The organism is Streptomyces sp. NPDC005576, assembly GCF_042871745.1.
Lineage (GTDB): Bacteria > Actinomycetota > Actinomycetes > Streptomycetales > Streptomycetaceae > Streptomyces.
This window is the reverse complement of the sequence record NZ_JBIAJC010000009.1, coordinates 16,851-39,505: the sequence shown is the minus strand read 5'-3', so window position 1 is coordinate 39,505 and position 22,655 is coordinate 16,851. Positions and strand designations below refer to the sequence as shown.

The 22,655-nt window shown below is 72.1% G+C and carries 23 protein-coding genes; 9 read left to right on the top strand and 14 right to left on the bottom strand.

Annotated elements, in window-relative coordinates; translation table 11 throughout:
- Window positions 1–185: 185 nt before the first annotated feature.
- Window positions 186–584: a MerR family transcriptional regulator gene (locus ACFYPN_RS17365; protein WP_358761410.1), complete on the bottom strand. Its 399-nt coding sequence runs from the start codon at window positions 582–584 to the stop codon at window positions 186–188.
- A 631-nt stretch (window positions 585–1,215) separates the two neighbouring features.
- Between ACFYPN_RS17365 and ACFYPN_RS17360 the strand changes: the two genes are divergently transcribed.
- Complete coding sequence (locus tag ACFYPN_RS17360) at window positions 1,216–1,530, top strand: hypothetical protein (RefSeq protein WP_358761411.1); 315 nt, start codon at window positions 1,216–1,218, stop codon at window positions 1,528–1,530.
- A gap of 88 nt (window positions 1,531–1,618) precedes the next feature.
- Window positions 1,619–2,473, top strand: coding sequence for a GNAT family N-acetyltransferase (locus ACFYPN_RS17355; RefSeq protein WP_358761412.1), 855 nt, complete (start codon window positions 1,619–1,621; stop codon window positions 2,471–2,473).
- 20 nt (window positions 2,474–2,493) lie between these two features.
- On the opposite strand, the gene ACFYPN_RS17350 is transcribed toward ACFYPN_RS17355, so the two are convergent.
- Window positions 2,494–4,338 carry a SpoIIE family protein phosphatase gene (locus ACFYPN_RS17350; protein ID WP_358761446.1) on the bottom strand — a complete coding sequence of 615 codons (1,845 nt, stop codon included), beginning with the start codon at window positions 4,336–4,338 and terminating at the stop codon, window positions 2,494–2,496.
- Window positions 4,339–4,469: 131 nt separating this feature from the next.
- Window positions 4,470–5,183: an alpha/beta hydrolase gene (locus ACFYPN_RS17345; protein WP_389299421.1), complete on the bottom strand. Its 714-nt coding sequence runs from the start codon at window positions 5,181–5,183 to the stop codon at window positions 4,470–4,472.
- Between the two features lie 134 nt (window positions 5,184–5,317).
- Between ACFYPN_RS17345 and ACFYPN_RS17340 the strand changes: the two genes are divergently transcribed.
- Window positions 5,318–5,803, top strand: coding sequence for a peroxiredoxin (locus ACFYPN_RS17340; RefSeq protein WP_358761414.1), 486 nt, complete (start codon window positions 5,318–5,320; stop codon window positions 5,801–5,803).
- Between the two features lie 21 nt (window positions 5,804–5,824).
- On the opposite strand, the gene sigJ is transcribed toward ACFYPN_RS17340, so the two are convergent.
- Window positions 5,825–6,724 carry an RNA polymerase sigma factor SigJ gene (sigJ, locus tag ACFYPN_RS17335; protein WP_389299072.1) on the bottom strand — a complete coding sequence of 300 codons (900 nt, stop codon included), beginning with the start codon at window positions 6,722–6,724 and terminating at the stop codon, window positions 5,825–5,827.
- A 102-nt stretch (window positions 6,725–6,826) separates the two neighbouring features.
- On the opposite strand from sigJ, the gene ACFYPN_RS17330 reads away from it, so the two are divergent.
- The 3 genes from ACFYPN_RS17330 (at window position 6,827) to ACFYPN_RS17320 (ending at window position 9,504) form a co-directional block, all read left to right on the top strand.
- A complete protein-coding gene (locus tag ACFYPN_RS17330; RefSeq protein ID WP_358761416.1) occupies window positions 6,827–7,189 on the top strand; it encodes a hypothetical protein in 363 nt (120 codons plus the stop codon).
- Between the two features lie 210 nt (window positions 7,190–7,399).
- Window positions 7,400–7,924 (top strand): NfeD family protein, encoded by a 525-nt coding sequence (locus ACFYPN_RS17325; protein WP_358761417.1) that lies wholly within the window; start codon window positions 7,400–7,402, stop codon window positions 7,922–7,924.
- Between the two features lie 59 nt (window positions 7,925–7,983).
- The gene (locus ACFYPN_RS17320; protein ID WP_389299069.1) at window positions 7,984–9,504 is read left to right on the top strand and encodes a flotillin family protein; all 1,521 of its coding nucleotides are present in this window, start codon (window positions 7,984–7,986) and stop codon (window positions 9,502–9,504) included.
- A 113-nt stretch (window positions 9,505–9,617) separates the two neighbouring features.
- On the opposite strand, the gene ACFYPN_RS17315 is transcribed toward ACFYPN_RS17320, so the two are convergent.
- From ACFYPN_RS17315 to ACFYPN_RS17295, 5 genes are all read right to left on the bottom strand, one after another.
- The gene (locus ACFYPN_RS17315; RefSeq protein ID WP_389299066.1) at window positions 9,618–10,385 is read right to left on the bottom strand and encodes a hypothetical protein; all 768 of its coding nucleotides are present in this window, start codon (window positions 10,383–10,385) and stop codon (window positions 9,618–9,620) included.
- Window positions 10,386–11,567: 1,182 nt separating this feature from the next.
- Window positions 11,568–12,002 (bottom strand): hypothetical protein, encoded by a 435-nt coding sequence (locus ACFYPN_RS17310; protein WP_389299063.1) that lies wholly within the window; start codon window positions 12,000–12,002, stop codon window positions 11,568–11,570.
- 139 nt (window positions 12,003–12,141) lie between these two features.
- Window positions 12,142–13,875, bottom strand: coding sequence for an FG-GAP repeat domain-containing protein (locus ACFYPN_RS17305; protein ID WP_389299060.1), 1,734 nt, complete (start codon window positions 13,873–13,875; stop codon window positions 12,142–12,144).
- Window positions 13,876–14,238: 363 nt separating this feature from the next.
- On the bottom strand, window positions 14,239–15,228 hold the full coding sequence (locus tag ACFYPN_RS17300) for a hypothetical protein (RefSeq protein WP_358761422.1): 990 nt from the start codon (window positions 15,226–15,228) through the stop codon (window positions 14,239–14,241).
- A gap of 241 nt (window positions 15,229–15,469) precedes the next feature.
- Window positions 15,470–16,369: a helix-turn-helix domain-containing protein gene (locus ACFYPN_RS17295; protein ID WP_389299057.1), complete on the bottom strand. Its 900-nt coding sequence runs from the start codon at window positions 16,367–16,369 to the stop codon at window positions 15,470–15,472.
- A 249-nt stretch (window positions 16,370–16,618) separates the two neighbouring features.
- On the opposite strand from ACFYPN_RS17295, the gene ACFYPN_RS17290 reads away from it, so the two are divergent.
- Complete coding sequence (locus ACFYPN_RS17290) at window positions 16,619–16,804, top strand: hypothetical protein (RefSeq protein ID WP_358761424.1); 186 nt, start codon at window positions 16,619–16,621, stop codon at window positions 16,802–16,804.
- Window positions 16,805–17,128: 324 nt separating this feature from the next.
- Here the strand turns inward: ACFYPN_RS17290 and ACFYPN_RS17285 are convergent, their stop codons facing one another.
- The 3 genes from ACFYPN_RS17285 to ACFYPN_RS17275 are packed head-to-tail and all read right to left on the bottom strand — an operon-like array spanning window position 17,129 to window position 18,794.
- Entirely contained in the window at window positions 17,129–17,677 is a 549-nt protein-coding gene (locus ACFYPN_RS17285; protein ID WP_358761425.1) for an RNA polymerase sigma factor, read from the bottom strand.
- The gene (locus ACFYPN_RS17280; protein ID WP_389299053.1) at window positions 17,674–18,378 is read right to left on the bottom strand and encodes a class F sortase; all 705 of its coding nucleotides are present in this window, start codon (window positions 18,376–18,378) and stop codon (window positions 17,674–17,676) included. Before ACFYPN_RS17280 ends, ACFYPN_RS17285 begins: the two co-directional genes overlap by 4 nt.
- The gene (locus tag ACFYPN_RS17275; RefSeq protein WP_358761427.1) at window positions 18,375–18,794 is read right to left on the bottom strand and encodes a sortase-dependent protein; all 420 of its coding nucleotides are present in this window, start codon (window positions 18,792–18,794) and stop codon (window positions 18,375–18,377) included. Before ACFYPN_RS17275 ends, ACFYPN_RS17280 begins: the two co-directional genes overlap by 4 nt.
- A 382-nt stretch (window positions 18,795–19,176) precedes the next feature.
- On the opposite strand from ACFYPN_RS17275, the gene ACFYPN_RS17270 reads away from it, so the two are divergent.
- Window positions 19,177–19,737, top strand: coding sequence for a CchlQ (locus ACFYPN_RS17270; RefSeq protein ID WP_358761428.1), 561 nt, complete (start codon window positions 19,177–19,179; stop codon window positions 19,735–19,737).
- Window positions 19,738–19,883: 146 nt separating this feature from the next.
- Here the strand turns inward: ACFYPN_RS17270 and ACFYPN_RS17265 are convergent, their stop codons facing one another.
- Complete coding sequence (locus ACFYPN_RS17265) at window positions 19,884–20,273, bottom strand: hypothetical protein (RefSeq protein ID WP_358761429.1); 390 nt, start codon at window positions 20,271–20,273, stop codon at window positions 19,884–19,886.
- Window positions 20,274–20,572: 299 nt separating this feature from the next.
- Between ACFYPN_RS17265 and ACFYPN_RS17260 the strand changes: the two genes are divergently transcribed.
- Window positions 20,573–21,934: a tetratricopeptide repeat protein gene (locus ACFYPN_RS17260; RefSeq protein WP_389299049.1), complete on the top strand. Its 1,362-nt coding sequence runs from the start codon at window positions 20,573–20,575 to the stop codon at window positions 21,932–21,934.
- A 331-nt stretch (window positions 21,935–22,265) separates the two neighbouring features.
- Here ACFYPN_RS17260 and ACFYPN_RS17255 read toward each other — a convergent pair whose 3' ends face one another.
- Window positions 22,266–22,565: a DUF6342 family protein gene (locus ACFYPN_RS17255; protein ID WP_358761431.1), complete on the bottom strand. Its 300-nt coding sequence runs from the start codon at window positions 22,563–22,565 to the stop codon at window positions 22,266–22,268.
- Window positions 22,566–22,655: the final 90 nt, after the last annotated feature.

Below are 22,655 nucleotides of genomic sequence, written 5' to 3'. Positions count from 1 at the left end.
CAAAACCGCACCCACCGGCATACAACCGACAAGAGCGCGTGAAGTTCTTGGGAACCACAACTGCAACTTCAATAACCGTAGCACGACGCAAGCGGGAGAGGGCGGTAAGTAATTACGTTCCGCCGGGTGCGTCATAAAGTCTCATCGCGCATTGCCCGTAAACCTGCTTCGACGGGGGCAGATATTCAGGACTCACCGGGATCTTCGCCCCCAACGGGGCCGCCGGCGCCCCCGGAACCGCCGGAACCGCCGGAACGCCGGTCGCCCGGCTCCCCGCGCAGCTCCTCGTTGAGGCGGAGCGCGTCCTCCAGCTGGTCCTCCAGGATCACGATCCGGCAGGCCGCCTCCACCGGCGTCCCGCTGTCCACCAGCTCGCGCGCGCGAGCGGCGATGCGGAGCTGGTAGCGGGAGTAACGGCGGTGGCCCCCCTCGGACCGCAGGGGGGTGATCAGTCGGGCGTCTCCGATCGCCCGCAGGAAGGCCGGTGTCGCGCCGATCATCTCGGCGGCCCTCCCCATCGTGTACGCGGGGTAGTCGTCGTCGTCCAGCCGGTCGACGACGTGATGTGTGGCTTCCGGGGGCATAGCACCTCTTCCGGGACGACGCGGGCGCCCGGGAGGCGGCTTGTCCGCTCTCCGACGACTCCTGCGAATCCCAGAACACTCGTGTCCAGATCAGTCACGTCTATCGTAGCCGCGACAGTTTTTCCCGTCTCATGGAGCGAGGCTTTCGCCCTCACGTACATGGCCTTCGCACGCAACCGTTGGGGCGCCCGGGGTTACTCGCGCCACCACCTCCCACCGGCCTCCCCGCTCGCCCGACGCGCACCGACGACCGGCCGGGCCGCCGAAACGGACCGACCTACTGGTCAGTTGTCGCCGGACGCGGGGCGGGCCATAATGCACACGTAGCCCTTCACGCATCCCCCGTCGTGAAGGGCTACGTCATGTTCACGGGCCCGAATCCGGCCCCTACAAGGGCGACTTGACCGCGCCCCGAGCGCCAGGACGACCGCCGGGACCACGGCCCGCTCCCCCGCCCGGCGAGCACCTCCGGCCGCCCACACCGCCCCGCGCCCTGTCCCTCGGTCACGTCCCTCGGTCCGCCCGGCGCGGGCTGCGTTTGCGGGGCGCACCCGAGGCCGGTTACGTGGGACGCGTACGCATCCGGGCCGCGCGCACGGGTCCGGCCGGAGCCACCAGGAGGGACGGGCAGATGTCCGCGAAGAAGTCCCAGAAGACCCTGAAGTCCGGGAAGCACCAGAAGTCCGGGAAGCACGAGGAGCAGCTGGACCAGGGGTCCGCCGGGTCCGCCTCGGAGGGGCCTTCCAAGGCGCGCCTGCTGCTCAAGGTCGGCACCGGCGGCCTCGCGGTCTTCCGCGCGCTCAAGCGGGTCCGCCGCACCACGGGCCGGGCGGACAAGCTGCTCGCCGCCGACGCCGTGGCGGGCCTGCTGCCGATGATCACCGCGGTCGCCGTCGTGGTGCGGCAGCTGCGGCGTAAACCGCACTCCGCGCACGCCACTCCTTAGGGCAGTTTCGGGGGCGAGTCGGGAGCGCGGGGGCCGGAATACGCGAAACCGCCCCGATGCCCCCGCCCGCCCGGGGTACCACTGGACCGTGTCCACCTTCGAGATCACCACCGCGAGCGCCGACGACATGCCGACCCTGGCCGCCTGGGCCCACGAGGAGGGATGGAACCCGGGGCTCGCCGACGAGGGCCCCTTCTTCACCGCTGACCCCTGCGGCTTCCTCCTCGGCCGGCTCGACGGCGAGCCCGTCACCTCCGTGTCGGTCGTCCGCTACGGCTCCGGGTACGCCTTCCTCGGCTTCTATCTCACCCGCCCCCACCTGCGCGGCCAGGGATACGGCCTGCGGACCTGGCGGGCCGGTACGGCGCGCCTGAGCGGGCGCACCATCGGGCTCGACGGCGTACCCGACCAGCAGGACAACTACCGCAGGTCGGGTTTCCGTACGGAGTGGCGCAACGCACGGTACGAGGGCTTCCCGGCGGCCGGGGCGGTGCTGCCGCCGGGGCTGCGGCTCGCCGACGCCCGGACGGTGCCCTTCGACCGGCTGGCGGCGTACGACCGGCGGTTCTTCCCAGCTCCGCGCGAGGCGTTCCTCGCGGCGTGGATCACCGCGCCGCGCCGGACGGCGCTCGCCGTGGTGCGGGAGGAGGACGGCGCGGTCGAGGGGTTCGGGGTGGTGCGGGCCTGCCGAGCCGCCTCCCGGGTGGGTCCGCTGTACGCGGCTTCGCCGGATGTGGCGGCGGCGCTGCTCGGCGCTCTGGCGGCCGCCGTGCCGGGGGCGCCGGTGGCGGTGGACGTGCCCGACATCAACCCGGTGGCGGTACGGCTGGTGGAGCAGCTGGGGTTGCGTCCGTCGTTCGGGACGGCCCGGATGTACGCGGGGCCGGTACCGGAGTTCGACCGGGCCGGGGTGTACGGGCTCACCAGCCTGGAGCTGGGCTGAGGCGGTGGGCCAGGTGACCGTCAGGGGCGCGGGCGGGGGTGCGGTCCCGGTCCCGCTGCCAGGCGGGGGCCGGTGACCGGGCGGGGGCCGTCGATCAGCTCCGGTCCGGCGGGGTGGTAGCGCCGCCCCGTCCGTCCGGAGCCGGACGCCGGGCGGTCGAGGGCGGCGTCCTCCCGGATGCGTGAGGCGAGGACGGCGATGTCGTCGTCGGCGCCCTCACCGAACCGGTCGATGGCCTCGTCCAGCAGGTCCTCCAGGTCGCCGCTCTCCGGCATGGTCAGGGTCGCGAGGCGCCGCACGGAGACGTCGATGTCCTCGCCCCGGCGTTCCACCAGCCCGTCGGTGTACATGAAGAGGACGGTGCCGGGGCCGCAGGGCACGACCTCGGTGCGGTAGCCGCCGAACCCCGTGCCGAGCGGCGGCCCCGGGTTCACCGGTACCACCCGTGAGCGGGGCTGCCCCGGGTCGATGAAGACGGGCGGCAGGTGTCCGGCGCTCGCCACCTCGCACGTCCCGGCGTACCGGTCGACGACGGCGAGCAGGCAGGTGGCGGCCCGGTCCAGGCCCGAGCGCTGCACCATCGCGTCGAGTTGCTCCAGCAGGCGGTGCGGGGGCAGGTCCTCCTCGGCGAGCAGCCGCAGCAGCGAGCGGTAGTGGCTCATCGCCACCGCCGCGTCGACGCCGTGCCCCATGACGTCCCCCATCGCCTTGAGGTGGCGCCCGTCGTGCAGCGGCACGACGTCGAACCAGTCGCCGCCCACCACCGCGCCCCGGTCGGCGGGCAGGTAGCGGGTGGCGACCTCCACGTGCGGGTGGGCGCCCCGGGGTTCGGAGAGCAGGGACGCCTGGAGCTCGCGGGCGATGGTGTGCTCGCGGGCGTAGCGGCGGGCGTGGTCGAGGTCGACCGCGGCCCGGCCGGCGAGTTCCCCGGCGACGAGCACGTCCTCGTCGTCGAAGGGCGGCGAGTGCTCCGAGCGGACCAGGCTCAGCACGCCGAGGGACGTCCCGCGCGCGGCGAGCGGGACGACGAGGGCGGATCTCAGGCCGGAGGCGCGGTAGGCGGCGATCAGTTCGGCGGTGGCGCCGGCGCGTCCGAACTCGCTCCCCTCGCCCAGGTCCTTGACGACGGGCTCGCCCCCCGCCAGGCACTGCGAGACGACCGCGTCCTCCGCGAAGTCGATGTAGTCACCCGCGTGGGTGAAGAGCGCCGCTCCCGCCCGGTACTCGGCAGCGGCGGCGAACCCGGCCCGTCGCATCCGGAGGACGCCCCGCGGCGCCTGGCGGACGGTGTGCCCGATCTCGGGCGGGAAGACCTCCACCGCGGCGAAGTCGGCGAGCGCGGGGACGACGAACTCGGCGAGCTCCCGGCAGGTGGTGTCCATGTCGAGCGTCGTCCCGATGTGGAGGGCGGCGGTGGCGAGGAGAGCCAGGTGCCTGCGGGCGCGCACCAGCTCGCGTTCCTCGCTCTTGATCTGGCTCATCTCCACCAGGACGGCGACGAGTCCGACCGGCACGCCGTCGCGCTCCAGCCGGTGGTAGGCGGCCTGCCAGTAGCGTTCCTCGTGGTGCGAGACGCTCCGGGTCTGGCCCCGTGTGACGGATTCGCGCGGTTTCCCGTCGCGCAGCACCAGCCGCATGACATGGGTGCGTGCGTCGAGGTGGGGCAGCACTTCGTGGACCGTGCGGCCGAGGTGGGCGGCGGCGGGGAGGCCGTTGAACTCTTCGAGGGCCGGGTTCACGTAGACGTACCGCAGCCCGGCGTCGAAGACGGCCACGCCGGCGGGGGAGCCCTCGGCGAAGGCGGCGACCACGGCCAGGTCGGCCGCGGGAACGCCCGGAGGTGGCTCCGCGCCGGATCTGCCCACCACCGGAATCTCCCGCCGTCGTCGGCCCGCGCGCCCGCTCGTCCGCTCGTGACCTGCCGGATTCCCATCCTCTGCCGCGCCCGGGGGCCCCGCATCCGCAGCCGGGGACCCCGCGCCCCGGCCGGTGCCGCTCAGCGCGCGGGGAGCCGGTCGAAGTCGATGGTGCCGGCCGGGGCCTCCGCGCTCACGGGGAGGCGCAGGACGTCCGCGACCGGCGGGGGCACCGGGGTCAGCCCGAGCAGCCCGGTGACGAGCGCAGTCGTGGTGCGGTGCCAGGCGGGGGCGCGGCGGATCATCGCGTGGTCGCTGTCCCGGACGGTGATCAGGCAGGTACGGGCTCCGGCGCGGCGGGCGCGGGTGACGAGGGACTGGGTCGCCTGCGGGCTGGTGACCCGGTCGCGGGTGCTGTGCAGCAGGATCACGTCACGGCCGGAGAGCTGGGTGACCGGGTCGCCGGGCGGGCACCAGGGCGCGAGCCCGACGACCCCGCGTACCAGCGGGTGCCCGGCGGCGCGCAGGGCGGCGCGGGCACCCATGGAGTGGCCGAGGAGGATCACCGGCAGGTCCCCGGCCTCGTCCTGGAGCTCGTCCAGGGCCTGCACCGCGTCGTGGAACGCGTCGTCCCGCTCGCCGTTCCACCCCCGGTGGCCGTACCGCACGCCGCGCACCAGTACGGGGCCGGTCCCGCCACCCCGTAACTCTCCGGTCGCCCGGACGAGCGACCGGATGAACGGCCACATCCGCAGGCCCGGGAGGTTGAGCAGGCCGGGCGGTGGCGGTTCGGTACCGTGCGCCCGTCCGCCGTGCAGGACGAGCACCGCTGCCGAGGGCGTCTGCGGGGCCACGCGCACCTCCTGGATCGTGGGACGGTTCGCCCTGACGAGGAGCATGCCCGCACGGAGCACCTGGGCACATTCTCGTAGGAACCGTTCGACGGCGAGCACCTCGCCGTGAACGTTCCCCGAACGAAGGAGACATCATGGCATCAGGACCTCAGATCGGCGCTCCCGCACCGGAGTTCACCCTCCCGGGTGGGGCTCTCGTCGGTGAGGAGTTCGTGCGGCGCGACTACTTCCGGGACAACGCGCCGGGGCGCGCGCTGATCCTGGCGTTCTACCCCGGTGACAACACCACCGTCTGCACCCGGCAGCTCTGCTCGTACTCCTCGGGCCTGGAGGTCTTCGAGGGGCTCGGCGCGGACGTCTGGGGAATCAGTCCACAGGGTGTGGACAGCCACGAGCACTTCGCCCGTGCGCGCGGTCTGCGGATGCCGCTGCTCGCCGACCCGGACCGCGCGGTCGCCCGGAAGTACGGGGTCGCCGCGCCCGGTATCGGGGTGCGGCGCTCGGTGTTCCTCATCGGTCCGGACGGCGTGCTGCGGTGGAAGCACGTGGCGCTGATCGGTGCGACCTTCCAGTCCGTCGACACCCTGGCCGAGCAGCTCGCCGCCCTCGAGGCCGTCTGACGGCCGGCCGCGGGGCCCTTCTCAGGCTCCGCTCAGCCAGGGCCGCAGCTTCTCCGGGTTGCGGACCACCCACATGCGGGTGACACGGCCGTCGGCGATCTCGAACGACGCGACCGTCAGGACGGTGCCGCCGCTCCGGGCCACCAGGCCCGGCGTTCCGCTGACCGAGCGCTCCAGGAGTTCGAGTCCGGGCGCCCGGTCGGCGACGGCGGCCATGTAGGCGGCGATGCGCGCACCGCCCTCGACCGGGCGGAGGACGGCGCTCGTCACTCCGCCGCCGTCGGCGGTCAGCACGGCGGCCGGGTCGAGGAGGTCGACGAGGGCCGCGATGTTCCTGGTCTCCCACGCCTTCTTGACCTGCCGCACCACCTCGTCCCGGCCGGCCGCCGTCACCGGTGCGCGCTCCTCGCGCAGTCGCCGCCGCCCGGACGCGGCGAGCTGTTTGCAGGCGGCCGGGGTCCGGCCGAGGACGTCGGCGATCTCGGCGAACGGGTAGCGGAAGACGTCGTGCAGCACGACCGCCACCCGCTCGGCGGGGGTCATCGACTCCAGGACGACGAGGAAGGCCGTGGTCACCGATTCGTCCAGGACCATCAGATCGGCGGGGTCGGCGCCGCCTTCGCGGTTCCACTCGGCGCGGTCGGGCAGCGGGTCGGGCAGCCAGGAGCCGATGTACCGTTCGCGGCGCGCCCGCGCCGAGCCGAGCACGTCCAGGCAGACGCGGCCGGTCACGGTCGTCAGCCAGGCACCGGGCGAGACGATCTCGTCCCGCCGGGCCCGCGGCAGCGCGTACCAGCGGGTGTACGCCTCCTGCACGGCGTCCTCGGCGTCGGTGAGAGATCCGAGCAACCGGTAGCCGATGTTGAGCAGTTGACGCCTTTCTCCGGCCACCTCGTCGGTGCTCGAACCCGCCCCGCCCATCCCGGCCGCCCCCTCGCCTTACCTTCTGCGGGCCCGTCTCGTCGGACCGGTGAGACCTTATCGACCGACTGCCCTCACGGGCGGAAAAGGGGGACCGCTGCCATGACCACCCCGGCGACGGCAGAGCACCGTTTCTCGTTCCTGCGGATCGCGATAGCCCTCCAGACCCTGACCATCTTCCTCCAAGCCGTCTCCGCCGGACTGCTGTTGACCGCTCCCTACGGGGAGACGCTGCACAGCGTCGGCGCCCGCGTGATGTACGGGGCGTCGATGCTCTACGTCCTCGCGGCGGTACTGGCGTGGAAGCCGGGCGGCGGTCCGGTCCGGCCGGTCGGGCACGCGACCGGCTTCCTGGTGCTCGCCTCGGTCCAGGTCGTGCTGGGCATCGCGCACGTGCCGTCGGTCCATCTCCCCCTGGGTGTGGCGATGTTCGGGCTGAGCGTGGGGGCGCTGGTCAAGCGGTGACGCCGATCCACTCCTGCGGAACCATCCGCCCGATGTGGTTCGTCCCCCTCTCCGACTGGGCAGCTTCCCGGCATCGAGACCGCTCGAAGACTGCCGGTTCCCGGCAGTGACGGTGGGCCCCGGGCCGTGAGACGCTCCGGTCGGTTCGCGGTTCGCGGTTCGCCACGGAGCTGGGCCGGGGGGCCCGAAAAAGCTCAAGGGGGGTACGACGTGACGCTTCTCCTCGCACTGGGTGCGGCGGGACTCGCCCTGCTCGCTCTGTCGTTGCTCTTCGACGGCATCCTGGAGGGGATCTTCGGCGGACTCTTCGGGGGTCTGCTCAACGGACTCTTCGACGGCCTGCTCTCCCTCCCGGTGATCGCCGGATTCCTCTCGATGCTCGGTTTCGGCGGAGCGATCGTGCAGGGGACCACCGGGGCGGGTCTGGCCGTGGCCCTCGCGAGCGGGGGCCTCGCGGGACTGGTCGCGGCCTGGCTGACCTGGAAGTTCAGCCGTTCCCTGATGCAGGACCGGACCGACCCCACACCGCGCGGCGACGACCTGATCGGTACCACCGGTTCCGTCGTCACCGCCATCCCGGCGAACGGTTACGGCGAGGTGCTGGTGCGCCACGCCGGGCACACCGTGAAGTACGCGGCGAAGAGCGCCGCACCCGTCGCACAGGGCACCGAGATCTGGGTGGAGGCCACCTTGTCCTCCTCCTCCGTCTCCGTGCGCCCGGTAGAACGCCCGTAAAACACGAGGTTGTTGAACAATCCGCTGCCCGAACGGGCGGCGGGCCAGGGGGCATCACCATGAGTCCAGTCGTCATCTCCGTCATCGGCATCGTCGTCCTGATCGTGTTCCTCGGCCTCGCCGTGGTCACCCGGTACAAAGTCGCCGGTCCCAGCGAGGCGTTCATCATCACCGGCCGCCGGGGCAAGAAGCACACGGACCCCGTCACCGGTCAGACCAGCATCGACAACACCGGCCAGAAGGTCGTGGTCGGCGGCGGCGTCTTCGTCGTGCCGTTCGTGCAGCAGCGCTTCACCCTCGACCTCTCCAGCCGGCAGATCCCGGTGAAGGTGCGTGGGGCCGTCACCCTGCGCGGGGTGAAGGCGAACCTCGAAGGCGTCGCGATCGTCAAGGTCGGCGGCAGCGAGGACGCGATCCGCGCGTCGGCGCAGCGGTTCCTCCGCCAGCAGGCGGGGATCGCGGGCTTCACCCAGGAGGTCCTCTCGGGTTCGCTGCGCGCGATCGTCGGCCGGATGTCGGTCGAGGACATCATCCGCGACCGTGCCGCCTTCGCCAGTCAGGTCGCGGAGGAGGCCGAGGCGAGCCTCTCCGGCCAGGGGCTGATCCTGGACGCGTTCCAGATCCACGACATCACCACCGAGGGCACCTACCTGGAGGACCTCGGCCGCCCCGAGGCCGCCCGCGCCAAGCAGGAAGCGGACATCGCCGAGGCCAACTCGCGCCGTACCTCGGAGCAGGCCCGGCTGAAGGCGGCCGAGGACGTCGCCATAGCCGAGCGGACGTTCTACCTGAAGCAGGCGGAGATCCGGGTGGAGACCGAGGTGGCGGCCGCCAAGGCCAACGCCGCGGGTCCGCTCGCCGAGGCCGCCCGCCAGCAGGAGGTGCTCCAGGAGCAGGAGAAGGTGGCCGAGCGCCAGGCGGCCCTGACCGACCGTGAGCTCGACACCCGCGTCCGCAAGCCCGCCGACGCCGCCCGCTACCAGGCCGAGCAGGAGGCCGAGGCCCGCCGGATCGCCCAGGTCAAGGAGGCGGAGGCCACCGCCGACCGCGCCCGGCTGACCGGTGAGGGCGAGAAGCTCCAGCGTTCGGCCCTGGCCGCCGCGGTACGCATCGAGGGCGAGGCCGAGGCCGCCGCCATCGCCGCCCGTGGTGCGGCGGAGGCCGAGGCCATGCGGAAGAAGGCCGACGCCTTCGCGCAGTACGGTGACGCGGCCGTCCTCCAGATGCTGGTGGAGGTGCTGCCGCAGGTCGTCGCCAAGGCGGCGGAGCCGCTGAGCGCCATCGACAAGCTGACGGTCATCTCCACGGACGGTGCGAGCCAGTTGGCCCGCACCGTCACCGACAACGTCGCGCAGGGCATGGAGTTGCTCACCTCCACGACCGGCGTCGACGTGGCCTCGCTCCTCAAGAGCCTCACCGCCTCCCGGACCGCCGCACCCGCGGCCGGCACCGGGGGCGCTGTCGCGGAGCCTGCCGCCGTTGCGAGCAGCGGCGCCGGCAACGGGCGGGGCACCGGGAAGAGCAGGGGTCAGGGCAGCGGTCAGGGCAACGGGGACGGGAGCATCGAGGTCACCGACTGAGGCTTCCCGGACCTGGACCCGGACCCGAATTTGGGCCTGGACCCGGTGGGGCCGTCCGCGCCGGGCGCGCGGGCGGCCTCTGTCCGTTCACGGGACCGGGCGCGCGGGCGGCCTCATCCGTCCACGGTGTGCTCCGGCCGCCCCGGGGGTTCGGTGGCCGCGCTGTCCCGGGAGGCGGCGAGTTCGGCGAGGCGGTCGCGCCAGCCGCCCTTGCCGTCCCCGGTCAGCCCGTCCTCGCCCCGTGCCCGGGCGGCCGCCTCCCGCTGCGCCGCCCACCGCTCGTACGCCTCGATCTGTCGGCATTCCCCGCACTTCACATGGCCCTCGTACGCCCGGAACATGTGCTCGTCGCCCGGACCCTCGCAGACCAGCAACGGCGGGGGCGGCACCACCTCCGGGGCCGGACCCTCGTCCTGCTCCACCACCCACTGCCCACCCGGGGTCAGGACCAGGCTCCGGGCCCCGTCCACTCCCCGGGGTCGCGACGCTCCCGGCGCCACAGCGCCCGCGACCGCGCGCCTGCGGCCCGGCTCCGGGGGCATCTTCTCCCTCAGCCGGTGACGCAGGAACCCGACAGCCGTCTTCACCCCGTCCTGGGGCAGTGCCGAACTCAGCACGTACCGCATGTCGGAAGCCGACACCCCGCGCCGCAGCCACTCCGCCGCCTTGTCCACCAGCCCCCGGGCCTCGTACACCCCGAGGTGCAACTGCCTGGACTGCTTCCCCAGCGACAGCAACACCTCTTCCGCCAGCACCATGTGCGGCGTCCAGTCCTTCCCCCGGGCCTCCGCCGCCGTCGATGATTCCGCCGCCGCGTCCGCCGCCGGGGCAACAGGCGGGGCAACAGGCGGGGCCGCCGCTTCGGCCACGGGAAAGGTCACGGGAACGCGTTCGGATGCGTGCACGCTTTCGGGTTCAAGAACAGCCTCAGTCACGGGTACGTCCCCGCGCTCGGCTGGAGCCGCGAACCCGGGCGCCGACCCGGGCGCCGACCGGGGCACCGGCCCATGTCCCGGCTCAGCCACCCGCGTGTCTTCCGGAGCGGTGCCCGGCCCCGGGTCCGGAACCGGCGCACTCTCCTCCACCGGCGCGACCGGCCTCGCCGGGACTCCCACCGGGTCCTGCTCGATCAGCCAGTCCGGCGCCTCCGACCAGAAGCCGTTGTCGGACTCGTCCATGAGCAGCGGGCCCACCTCGAACCGGCGTGCGTACGCGCCTCGCTCTTCGTTCGAGTTCCCACGCTGCCTGGTAGGTAGGTGGGATGAGCGCGCCATCAGTTGTCCGTCAGGTGGGTAGCCGCCCTGCTCCCGCCTGTACGTCGGTCCGGCAGTCGGACCTACGTCACTCGGACCGACCTGCGGCGATGCGCTCTCCGACGGCGCCGGTCCCCGAGCCCGCCCCCAGCCTCGGCCCCCAACGGGCCCCTCACCCGAAGCGCCGCCCGTCCGCTCGTCCGGCACGTCCGGCCGGTCGCCCCACCCGTCGTCCCGACCGGCCGGCAAGCACCCCCGGACGGCCCAGACCGCCTTCGCCTCCGCCAGGGTGATCGGCGCGTTCGACAGGATCTGCGCGGTCGCCCAACGACCGTTCCCGTACGAGTAGGACCACTCGTTGAGATGGCCCTCGCGCCTCAGGAACCTCTTGGCCTTCTTGAACGGACCGGAGTCGATGCCCGCCGCCCGCGCGTAATCCCACAACGGGCCCATCATCCCGCGACGTTCCTCGTCCGGGAGCCCTTCCACGTACAACAAAATGATCTTCGCGTCGCTGTTCATCCGGCGCGAGCCGACCAGCAACCTCGAACGCCCGCCCGTGTCCAGCACCGGCGAGATAGCATGCCAAAGCATCCCTGCGGACCTCACTTGTCCAAAGTGGTGAAGGCCCTCGGGACGGTGCTTGCGGCACCTCCGGGGGCCGCCCTATGTGCGCATGGGCACACGGAGCGTGATGACGAGGTCACCGTACAACACCCGTAACACCCCTCACCGCACGAACGGCACACCAACGGACAGACACGCCCAGAGACCCCAACTGCCGCTTGGTTTGTGGCTTCCGACGGTTCATCAGTTCGAGGGGGACGGAGCGTGAAGATCAGCGCCGACAGGGGGGATGCGGCTGCTCCGGCCGTCGCGGCTGCTCCGAGGTGGTGATCCCTTCTCGTCGCTCCGGACGAGGGTCGCCTCGATGCAGGCTGCGGCCCGCCTCCAGACGGTGAGGAACTCCGCCCGGTCCACCCGTACTTCGCGCCACTGCGCATTCTCGTCGTAGGAGCGGAAGCGGAAGCGGACCGCGCGGTCGGTCATCTCGGCGTCGACCCGCACGTGGTCGAAGGTGTCGCCCAGGATGAGCTGGAACCGTTCATGCGGTTCGCCGCTCTCGACCAGGCGGGCGAGATCTGGCAGGTCGCGGCAGTGCGGAGAGGAGGCCGTCGTCGTTCCGTTCCCCAGCGGCCGGCCGTTCAGCAGGATCGGGAAGAGCCCGAAGCGCCGCAGTGGCATGTACGCCAGCACCACATGGTTCGCACCAGCCCCGTCGCGGCCATCACGACGACGCCCCGCACCCACCACTGAAGGTGGGCACGGGGCGGGAGGTGCCATGTGGACCGCGACGGGCTCGCGTGCCCTGGCTCCAGGAAGGTCAGACCAGGTCGGGGTACTGGTTCCAGCCCCCACTGCCGATCGTGACGCGGGCCTTGAACGGCGTCTTGGTGACGCCGGTGCCCGCGTAGAAGAACAGCTGGCCCTTGGAGTTGGACGTCAGGAGGTCGGCGATGCCGTCCCCGTTGATGTCACCCGGAGCGGTGAGGTTGGAGTACTGGCTCCAGCCGCTGCCACCGACCTGGACGCGGGTCCCGAAGGGGGTGGCCGCCTTGCCGGTGCCGGGGTAGAGGAACAGCCCGGCGGAGCTGCGGGCCAGCAGGTCCGCGCGACCGTCGAGGTTGTAGTCACCGGCGCCGACCAGCTTGTTGTACTGGCTCCAGCCGCTGCCGCCGACCTGGACCCGGCCCTTCATGGAGAGGCCGTCGCCGTTGCCCGCGTAGAAGTACAGCGCGGTGGAGCTGCGGGCGAGCAGGTCGCTCTTGCCGTCACCGTTGAGGTCGCCGGGGCCGACGACCAGGTTGTACGACTTCGAACCGGCCGCGAGGTCGGTGTCGTTCTCCGCGTACATGGCCGCGTTGTACAGGTGGCCGTCGTACGTGCTGTGCGCGATCAGGGTCGACTCACCGTAGGACCGGAGCGAGACGCTGTGGGTGAGGCGGCTGTCGGAGCGGGCCCAGCCCGTACCCACGAGGTACTTCGTCGAGAGCTTCCCGGTACCGGTGCCGTCGTAGGCGTACAGCGTGCCGTTGCTGGTCCGGGCGAAGACCCCGGCCTTGCCGTACGCCGCCTGATTCCCGGCACCCGCGAACTGGGAGACAGAGCCCCACCCGGTCGTGGTGGCCAGCCGGTCCTCGAAGAAGCCGTTGCCCTTGCCCTCGTAGTAGTACATCGTGCCGTCGAAACCGCGGGCCATCAGGTCGGCGGTGCCGTTGCCGTCGTAGTCCGAGCCGCCGGTGATCTGGTTGTACTGGAGCCAGCCGGTGCCGCCGATCTTGAACTGGGTCTTGAACGGGTACCCGGCGACGCTGCCGTTTCCGGGATACACGTAGACGCCGGAGGCGTTACGGGCCACCAGGTCGGCGACACCGTCACCGGTGAGGTCGTCCGCGCCGACCAGCTGGTCGAACTGGCTCCAGCCGGCGCCGCCGATCTTGATGGCCTTGCCGAAGTTGGTGCCGGTGCCCGGGAAGAGGAACAGCCCGGCGGTGCTGCGGGCGATCAGGTCGCTCTTGCCGTCGCCGTTCAGGTCACCCGGAACGACGAGCTTGTTGTACGCCTGCCAGCCGCTGCTGAGCGTGGTGTACGAGGTCATGCCGCCCTCGTACGTCGCACTGGCGCCGCTGTGCAGCCTGAGCGATCCGGTGGGCGTCACCGTCAGCAGGTCGGGCCGACCGTCGCCGGTCATGTCGCCCGGCAGCAGCAGGTCCTTGACCTGGGAGCTCTCCGCGGGGATGGCGGCCGTGAAGTCGTAGCCCCAGTCGGTGTAGATGTCGCCCCAGGCATCGCGGTAGGCGAGGTCACCGGTGCCGTCGCCGTCGAAGTCGGCGCGCTGGGCGGGCGTGGTGATGCCCGCGGCACGGGTCAGCGAGCGCGGCTTGGGTGCCGCGGCGTTCTCGCGGCCCGGGACCGAGAAGGTGGGGTGCGAGGGTGCGGCGTGCGGCACGGTGACCGTGCCGTGGGTCGCGGCGTCGTTCCCGGCCGCGTGCGCGGTGATCGTCATCGAACCGCTGACCATCAGACCGGCGCAGACGATCGCTGCCGCTGTGGCCATCTTCCGGGTCCGCCTGGACCCGGGTATTGCGAGGTTGGGCATTCTGCCTCCTGTGGACATGACGACTCCACGGGGAGCGGCGCACCGGCCGGCGTCGACTCGCGCGCGTAAGGGCGGTGTCGGATGTCATGGTGCCGTCGACGTGCCTTCGGTGTCGGTCGTGACACCGGCGCACGGCATGACGGAAACGAAAACCCCCCACCAGCGGTGGCGCCCTCCCCAGGGTCGTGAAGTAGATCTATCCCGACAAGGGCCGATCAGGCAAGCCCTGATCGGCGTCAGGCGGATCAAGATCGGGACTCGGGCCATGATCCGCCGGACACCACCTGACGGATTGCCGTGATCGCGCGGATGCCTGTCGTCCTATTCCATGCCGGGCGCCCTCTCGGAATCGAGGTGGGCCAGGAGGAGATTCGGATCCTGGGCGGTGGTGGTGTAGGCGGCACTCGCAACATGGACGGTGTCGCCCCGCAGAGCGACAGAGGTCGGGTTCCGCAGGCCGTCCGCCGAGGTCAGGACGGAGGAGTGGCTGCCGTCGGGCTGGACGAGCACGACCTCGCCCGGTCCGTTGAGCGCGGCCAGCAGTTGATCGCCGTGACCGGTGAAGGCGAAGTCGTCGATCCCCGTCAGGCCGGTGGCCCGGACCCGGACCGCACCGGCACGCCCGTCCCGGAGGATGGGGATGCGCAGGACGGTGCCCCTGTCGAGGTTGGTGGTCCAGACGGCACCGTTGCGGACCTTCAGCCCGTTCGCGCCGAGGAAGCCGGTGGAAGCCAGCTCGGGGGCGGTGGACCAGAGGGCGGGGACTCCTCCGGTGACCGGAACGCGCGAGATCGTCCCGCGGACGGAGTCCGTGACGTAGAGGATGCCGGTCCCCCGGTCCAGTGCCAGACCGTTGGGCAGACCCTGCGCGGGCAACGCGGCGATCCGCTGCGGCCGGCCGCCCGGGCGCAGCCGCCACACGCCGGTGAGGTCGGCGGTACCGGTGGCGTAAAGGAAGTACAGCGTGCCGTCCTGAGCACGGACGATGCCCACCGTCAGCGGGAATCCCAGGACCGGGGTGTGGACACCGCCGTCCTCGGGCGCGGGCATGGTGGCCAGGATGCGGACGGCGCCCGAGGGCGAGATCCCGGCGACCTGACGGCCCGCGGCGAAGGTGACGTACGCGGTGCCGTCCGGCGCCATGGCGATGTTCTCCGGTGTCCGGCCCTTCCCGAAGTCGAAGTGCTGGACGATCCGCGCGTCGCTCAGCGGCGCGGAGACGGCCGAGGCCGCGGTGGGAGTGAGCGCCGAGGCGGCGGCCGCGACCAGGACGGCCGCCGCCACGGCGGACCGGATGAGCTTCGTGGGCATGCTTCTCTCCTGCGACTGAGTGTTTTCAGGGGTGTGCGAGGGTTTCCGGGCATGCGGTGGCTGCACGCCGACGCACGGGGGTTACCGGTGGTCGGGCTCTTGCCCGCGTGCTCCTGCCGGGTGTGCTTGCCAGGTGGTCTTGCCGGGTGGTCTTGCCGCCGGAGTGTTCTTGCCTGCGGGTTCGTGCCGGGTGTGCTTGCCGAGGTGGGAGGGTCGCGGCGGCGGTTTCGCGCCGCGCGGGTCAGTTCTGGCCGGCGTGCGTCCGCGTCCTTGCCGGTGCGTCGGGGGCGCCGGGCCGGGCCGTGGCCTGCGCGAGCAGCGTCAGCGCGGCCCGCGAGGGCGAGGCCGGATCCGTGGTGGCGACCACGACGACGGGACCCGGTCCGTGGCTCAAGGTCTGCTGCGTGACGGTGAGCGAACCGACCAGCGGATGCCGCATTTCATAGGCGGCGACCGTACATGCCCTGATCCGATGGTCGGCCCACATGGAAGCGAACTCCACGCTCTTCGCGCACAGTTCACCGACCAGCGCGTGGAGTGCGGTGTCATCCGGATGCCGACCGGCCGCCAGGCGCAGGCTCCCGACCACCGCCCCCGCCTTGCTCGGCCAGTCCGCGTACAACTCCCGGACATGGGCATCGAGGAAGACCAGCCTGCTCATGTTGGGACCTCCCCCGGGCCGGTCCGGCGCACCCTGGTCCACGTGCCCCGCGAACAGCGAGTGCCCGAGGGAATTCCACGCCAGCACATCGCCGCGCCGGCCCAGGACGATCGCCGGGGTGTCGCCCAGCACGTCCAACAACTGGCGGGCGGACTCCGACACCCGTTCCGGGGAGGGCCGTCGACCCCGGACGCGCTGCCTGCCCGTACGGGCCAGATCGTGCAGGTACCGTCGCTCGGACTCGTCCAGCCGCAACGCCCCGGCAAGCGCGTCCAGTACCTCGGGCGAGGCGCTCCACGCGTGCCCCTGCTCCAAGCGCGTGTAGTACGAGGCGCTCACCCCCGCCAGCAACGCGAGCTCCTCACGGCGAAGGCCCGGCACACGCCGGCGCTCCCCGTAAGTGGGCACTCCGGCAGCCTCCGGACGCAGCTCCGAGCGCCGAGTGTGCAGGAAGTCCCCGAGGGGCGATTTCGCGGTCATGGCTTCGAGTATGGGCCGGGCCCGGAGACGTAGCCTGCCCCAGCCAGGGATGGGCAACGGCCGCGACTTCGTCCGATCCGCCTGCCGATCCGGGGAGGCCGGTCGGCGCCGACCGACGCTCCACCGACGGCTGTCACGCCGAAGGCTCGTGGGGCGACACCATCGTCACATCAGCCGCGCCCACCCTACTGACGACCGGTGGGAGTGGCGCCCGGGTCTGCGGTCGCCGGACCGCGAACGGGTGTGTTCGTGGGGGTCGGGGACGGCACGGCCGAGTTCGGGGATCCCGCCGGGTCGTCGGACCGGGCACCGGACACGGACGCCGACGCGGAGGGAGCGCGCGTCGCCTGCGGGAAGGACGTCGCCGCGGTGGCCGCCGGGCTGGGCGTCGGCCGGCTCGTCGGTTCGGTCGGCGGCTCGGTCCGGGGTGTCTGATCGGTCCTGGACATCGGCCCGGACGACGGCCCCGACGACGGTGGGGCCGGCAGCGGGGTGGCCGGGGGTGACACCGGGGAAGTGGGTGACGCCGGGGACGCGGGCAGGACCGGCGTGGGCGGGCCCGCCGTCAACCGGAAGGGCAGCACGGCCAGCCCCGCGACCGCGCACGCGATGCCGACCCCCGCGGCAGCCCGGCGGTACCGCCGGCCGGCCGCGCTGCGGCGGATCTCCTCGTAGGCGCCCGGGGGCGGGCCGAGGCGGTCGTGGGTGGGCCGCAGGATGACGGCGAGCGGGTCGTCGGGATCGAACTCCGGCTCCTCGTCAGCGCGTGTGATCAAGGCTTCTCCTCAGGTGGGCGCGGAGCAGTTCGCGGGCCGCGTGGAGGTCGGCCTTGACGGTCCCTTCCTTCCGCCCGGTCAGCGCGGACACCTCCCGGATCGGCATGTCCGCGTAGTAATGCAACAGGATCGGCACCCGCAGCCGTTCGGGCAACGACTGCACCAGCATCCGCACCGATGGATCGGCCTGCTCGGCGTGCCCAGCGGTGACCTCCTCGGAGACCACCCGGCGTACCGCCTTGCGCTCCCGCTCCAGCGAACGCCAGTGGTCACGTACGAGGTTGGCCGCGGTGACGTAGAGGTACCCGCGCGGCTCGTCCACCGAAGTCCACTTGGCCCAGAGCCGGGTGAACGCCTCCGAAGCGATCTCGTGCGCCGTCCCGTCGTCGTCCACCAGACGGCGGCACCACCCGGCGAGACGCGGATAGAGGACGGCGAAGAGCTCCGACGCGGCCTCGTCGTGCCTGCCACGCCGGTCGCTTCCCCGCCGGTCACTTCCGTGCCGGTCACTGCTGTCGCGGGCCCGCTTCACCGATCTCCCGGGTGGGACGTTCCTTGGCCGGACGCCGTCCGGTCGGACGCCGTCCGGCCCGTGTCTGCGAGGGCGGCGAAGACGATCACGTTGTCCTGGTAACCGCCGTCACCGGTACGGGCTCCGCCGCAGGTGATGAGCCGCAGCTCCGGGCGGTCCACGTTGCCGTAGACCTCCTGGGTGGGGAACTCCGCCTTCGCCACCGTCCGGGTGGCGAAGACGGCGAACTCGGCAGCGGTCGAATCCGCCAGGCGCACCACGACCCGGTCCCCCGCGCGCAACCGCCCGAGGTTCCGGAACACGCCGTCGCCGTACGACCCGACCGTCACGTGCCCCAGCATCACAGCCGGGCCGGTCTGGCCCGGGGTCGGCCCGTGCTCGTACCAGCCCGCCCGGTCGTGCGCGGTGATCGCGGGCACCTCCACCGTGCCGTCCGCCTCCAGGCCGAGCCGTACGACCGGGGTGTCCACCCCGATCGCCGGGATCACCAGCCGCAGCGGCAGCGAACGCGGCAACGCAGCTGCGGGCGGCTCCGCTTGGGGCACGCCGGACCGAGCGCCCGCCGTGGGGGCGGGGGTGATGGTGACGGTCGACGCCTCTCCCGCGTCATCTCCGCCACTCCCCCCGCCCGCACGGCCGCAACCGGCGATCAGCGAGGCCACGGCGGCGACCCCGAAGGCCCGCCTGGAGTACGAGGTCACGCCCGGGCCGCCCCATTCGCCCCGGCGACGCGGCGGCGCCGCACCAGGAACACGGCCGCGCCCGCCCCGAGCACCACGGCGGCGCCGCCACCGATCAACATCCCGTCGCCACTCCCCGACGGCCCCGCGGTCTCACCGGTGTTCGGCGCCCCGGACGGTACGGCGGAGACCTGGTCCCCCTCGGCCGGGGCCGGTGCCTGGGTGGGAACCCGGCTGGGCGCGGAGGTCGGAGTGGCGCTGGACGCCGTGGTCGGAGGCTCCGTGGCGGCCGGGGCCGGAGCGGCAGTCGGCTCGGCGGAGACGGTGGCGGCCGGGCGCGGGGTCGGGGTCCGCCCGTCCGCGAAAGCGGGGCCGGCGGTGGCGGCCAGCGCGGCGGCACAGGCAAGCGTCATCAGACTCATGGCAGTTCGGCGCATGGGCTGCTCTCCTTCGTCGTCGGCCCACCGGAACGGATGGGCCGGGAAACGGAACACGCGAAGAGACGAGGCAGCGGCACCCCGGGTTGTAAAGGAATGGCAAAGCCGCCGGGCGCCTGTTCGTGTGGCCGCCGGACGGCGACTTGGCGCAGGCGCACGGCCTGCGGCGACGGCAGCACGATCGCCGAGGGTGGTGTGGTCCTGCCCCGGGTTCCGGCTGACTTTCCGTACGGAGCTGACCGAGCATCACGTTTCCGGGGGGGCAGACCCGGGGCGGACATCAAGCCGAGGCGTACTCGGCCGGCCGGTCGGCGGGCATGATCTGCTGGAGGGGACGGCGCGGGGTGCGCGCCCTTCCGAGACACCGACCGGGGGGACACCTGTGGAATGGGGAACGCTGATCGCCGCACTGGGCGGCGGCTCGATCGCGATAGCGGGCACGGTGCTGGCCGACCGCCTGCGCATCCGTCAGGAACACCGTCGCGGCCTTCAGGCGCGCCGCCGGGACGTCTATACGGAGTTCATAGCGGCGGCAGGCGTGGCCCACACCGAACTGCGCCGCCTCGCGCAGAGCGGCGCCGAGGCGACCCACCTGGAGGAAGCAAGCCGCCTGGCATTGACGAACGCCCGCATTTACGAGGTGCGCGAGCGTCTCTTCCTCGACGCCAGCGCCCGGATCGCGGGCACGGGCCAGACCATGTTCGAACGCCTTCGTGCCCTTCGCAGGACGGTCGCCGCGGGCGCCGGCATCTCGACCCCCGCGTTCCACGACGTCTACCACCCCTACCTGGACGCCGTCTGGGCCTACCGCGAGGCCGTCCGCAACGAGCTGGAGGGCCCAGCCCTCACTCCGACCGACTTCGGCTGGTCCGCATGGGACGGCCGTGAACGCTGCCCGCACTGCGGGCAGCGCGGGGCGGACGCGGAGCCCGCGCAACGCTGACCCCGCCCCGGCCACGAGCGCCGGGGACAGCGGCTCTGCCGGCCGGAACCCTGTCCCTTCGGACGGTAGAGCGGTACCCCACAGTCACGCAGGACGCACGCGTGCACGCGTGCACGCTTCACGGAAAGTGAGCCAGAACCCGCCGGTCAGCAGGCCCCCGAGTCCGTGTCGGTGGGGGCCATGTGGCGTGCCGCCGCCGCGTACCGCGCGAGGTGATCCACCGCCTTCGCCAGCAGCCGCAGATGGACCGCCGGGTCCTGCCCCGGATCCTGCGCAACGGCCCACGCATGACAGACCATGTGCGTGACGATCTCCCGCGCCCGGGAGTCCGCGAGCTGGGCGGCGTACGCGTCGGCCAACGGCGCGTACGCGACGATGGCGCGGCGCAGGCGGGCCCGCAAGGCATCCGCCGCCTCGCCGGTCGCCCGCCCCCGGGCGAGGTCGAGGGCCAGCTGCACATCTGCGGCCAGATCCGCGCGGTTGACCGGCACACCCGTGACGGGCGTACCGACGTACGGGGGGACTCCGTACGCCACCGGACGGTACCCAGCCCCTCCGGCTCCCCCGCCCCCTCCGGATCCTCCGGCTCCACTGGGTCCACTGGGCCTGTTGCTTCCGCTCGTCCCGTTGTTGCCGCCGGCTTCGCTGACTTCGCTGGCTGAGCTCATCGCGGACTCACCTCTTTCTGTGCGAAGGGTGGATCTGAACTCCCGGAGGGATGCCGTTCAGTGAACTTGTGAACACGCACAGTGAGGAGATGCCAGGCTGTGGGCCACATGTAGTCCCGCGTAGGCCAGGCCGGGAGGACCGCCCTGGTGAGAGGAGTGAGCGCAAGGTGCCCGAATCCCAGGAGATCGGCGAGTTGATCCGCCAGGCGTGCGCGGCACGTGGCTGGGGTCCGACCAAACTCGCCCGGGAGTTGGGAATCGCCGAGGGGCGCGGGCCGAACGGCCTCGACCGCCAGTCGGTACGGCGCTGGATGGCCGGCCGCCGGAAGCCGGACTACTGGCTCCCGTACATCGCCGACGTACTCGGTCTGGACACCGCCCCGCCGCGCCCCACGCCGTCCGTACCCGCTCAACGATCCGCCTCCCGCCCCCTTGCGGCGCTCGATACCGTGGCGTCAGTCGTCGAGTTGGGGAGGAACGACGTGCTTCGGCGAAACTTCCTGGCCGCCTCGGGCGCCCACGCTCTGGGCGCTCTGAACCTGCCCGACCCGGAGAGCGTCACCCGGCGGACCAATCGCGTCGGCGGCGTACGCGTCGGCACCGGAGAGGTCGCCGCCGTACGGCAGATGACCCGCGCCCTCGGCGACACCGCGGCCGAACTCGGCGGTGGACACGCCCGACACCTCGCCGTCCGCTACCTCACCGAGGACGTCGCTCCCTGGCTCGACGGCACCTACACCGAGGCGATCGGCAGGAAGTTGTTCGCGGCAACCTCCCAACTCGTGCACCTCGCCGGGTGGATGGCCCAGGACGAGGGCAACCAGGGCATGGGCCAGCAGTACTACGCCCACGCCTACGGCCTCGCCGTCGCCGCCGATGAGACCGAACTCGCCGCAACCGCCTTGCGCGGGCTGGCCGTTCAGGCGATCGAACTCGGACCGAAGTACGGCGCGATGGCGTTGCGTCTCTCCGAACGGTGCGTGGACAGCGCGAAGGCGCTGGACGACCCGCGCGCGACGTCGTACTTCCAGATCACCCTCGCGGACGCCGCCGCCCTCGACGGCGACCACCGCCTCGCCACCCGGGCCCTCACCGCGGCCCAGACCGCGATCGAGAAGACTCCCGACGCCGCCCCCGGAGAATCCTGGGCCTCCCACTTCAGCATCGGCCGCTGGGCCCACCACTCCGGCATGATCCTCGCCCGCCTCGGCGACCTGGACAGCGCCACCGGCCACCTCCGCGAGTCGCTGGAGATCCACGGCATCGACCGCCGCCGCAGCCGCGCCATCATCCTCGCCGACCTCGGCCAGATCCACCTCCGCCGAGGCCACCTCGACGCCGCGCTCGCCACCTGGACGGACTTCCTCGACTGCGCCGACGGCATCCGCTCCGTCAAGGTCACCGAAGCCACCGAGGACATGCGCACCCGCCTCGACAAGTACCGCAAGGTCCCGGGCGTGGAGGAGCTACGTGCCCGCGCCGCGAGCCACGTACCGACGGGGGCGGGAGCGGAGCAACGTAGCCAGTAGGTCGTCGCAGCTTAGTTTCGGTGTGTCGGAGTTGGTGGAGGTCGGTGTCCGGCGGATTTCTTATCCCTCCGCCGGACAGGATGGCTGTCGTGCCTTCACAGAAGAAGCGTCCGGTACGGCACGACCGAAATGCGCTCGGTCATCATGCACTCGGCCGTCATGCACTCGGCCGTCATGCGCGGGAGCGGATTACGCAGGGGCGAAGTACAGAGGGACGGCCCCGCCCGCGCGCGAGGTTGCTCGGGTGGTCACGAGCCCCGAGGGTGCTCCCCGCACGCGCGGGGAGCACCCGGAGACAGCGGAATGATCCCGAGTCCCCAGTGGGGCAGGGTCAGTTGGTCAGGTACTTCTGGTCGGTCGTGAGCTTTCCGGCGATCGAGAGGTTGCCGTCGGAGTCGAGCACCGCGACGACCCTCCTCGCGGAGCCGTGGTAGGTCGTGAAGTAGATCTTGTCCGCTTCCTGCGAGGAGCTGTGGTTGCCGTTCATCACGAGTTCGATGCTGTTCGGGCTGGTGATCAGAACGTCCTGCTCCGGCGAGTTGGGATAGGCCCTGTTCTGCTGCAGCTTGATACGGCCGTGGTACTCCCCCTCGTCCCAGCTGGTCGCCACACCGAGGTCAACGTCAGCCATGATTCTTCCTCCCCAACCTTGCGGGCCGCTGCTTCCCTTCTCGCCCCCCCGGCGATGCCGACTGGGCCCACAAAGGGGCGTGCCCGGTGA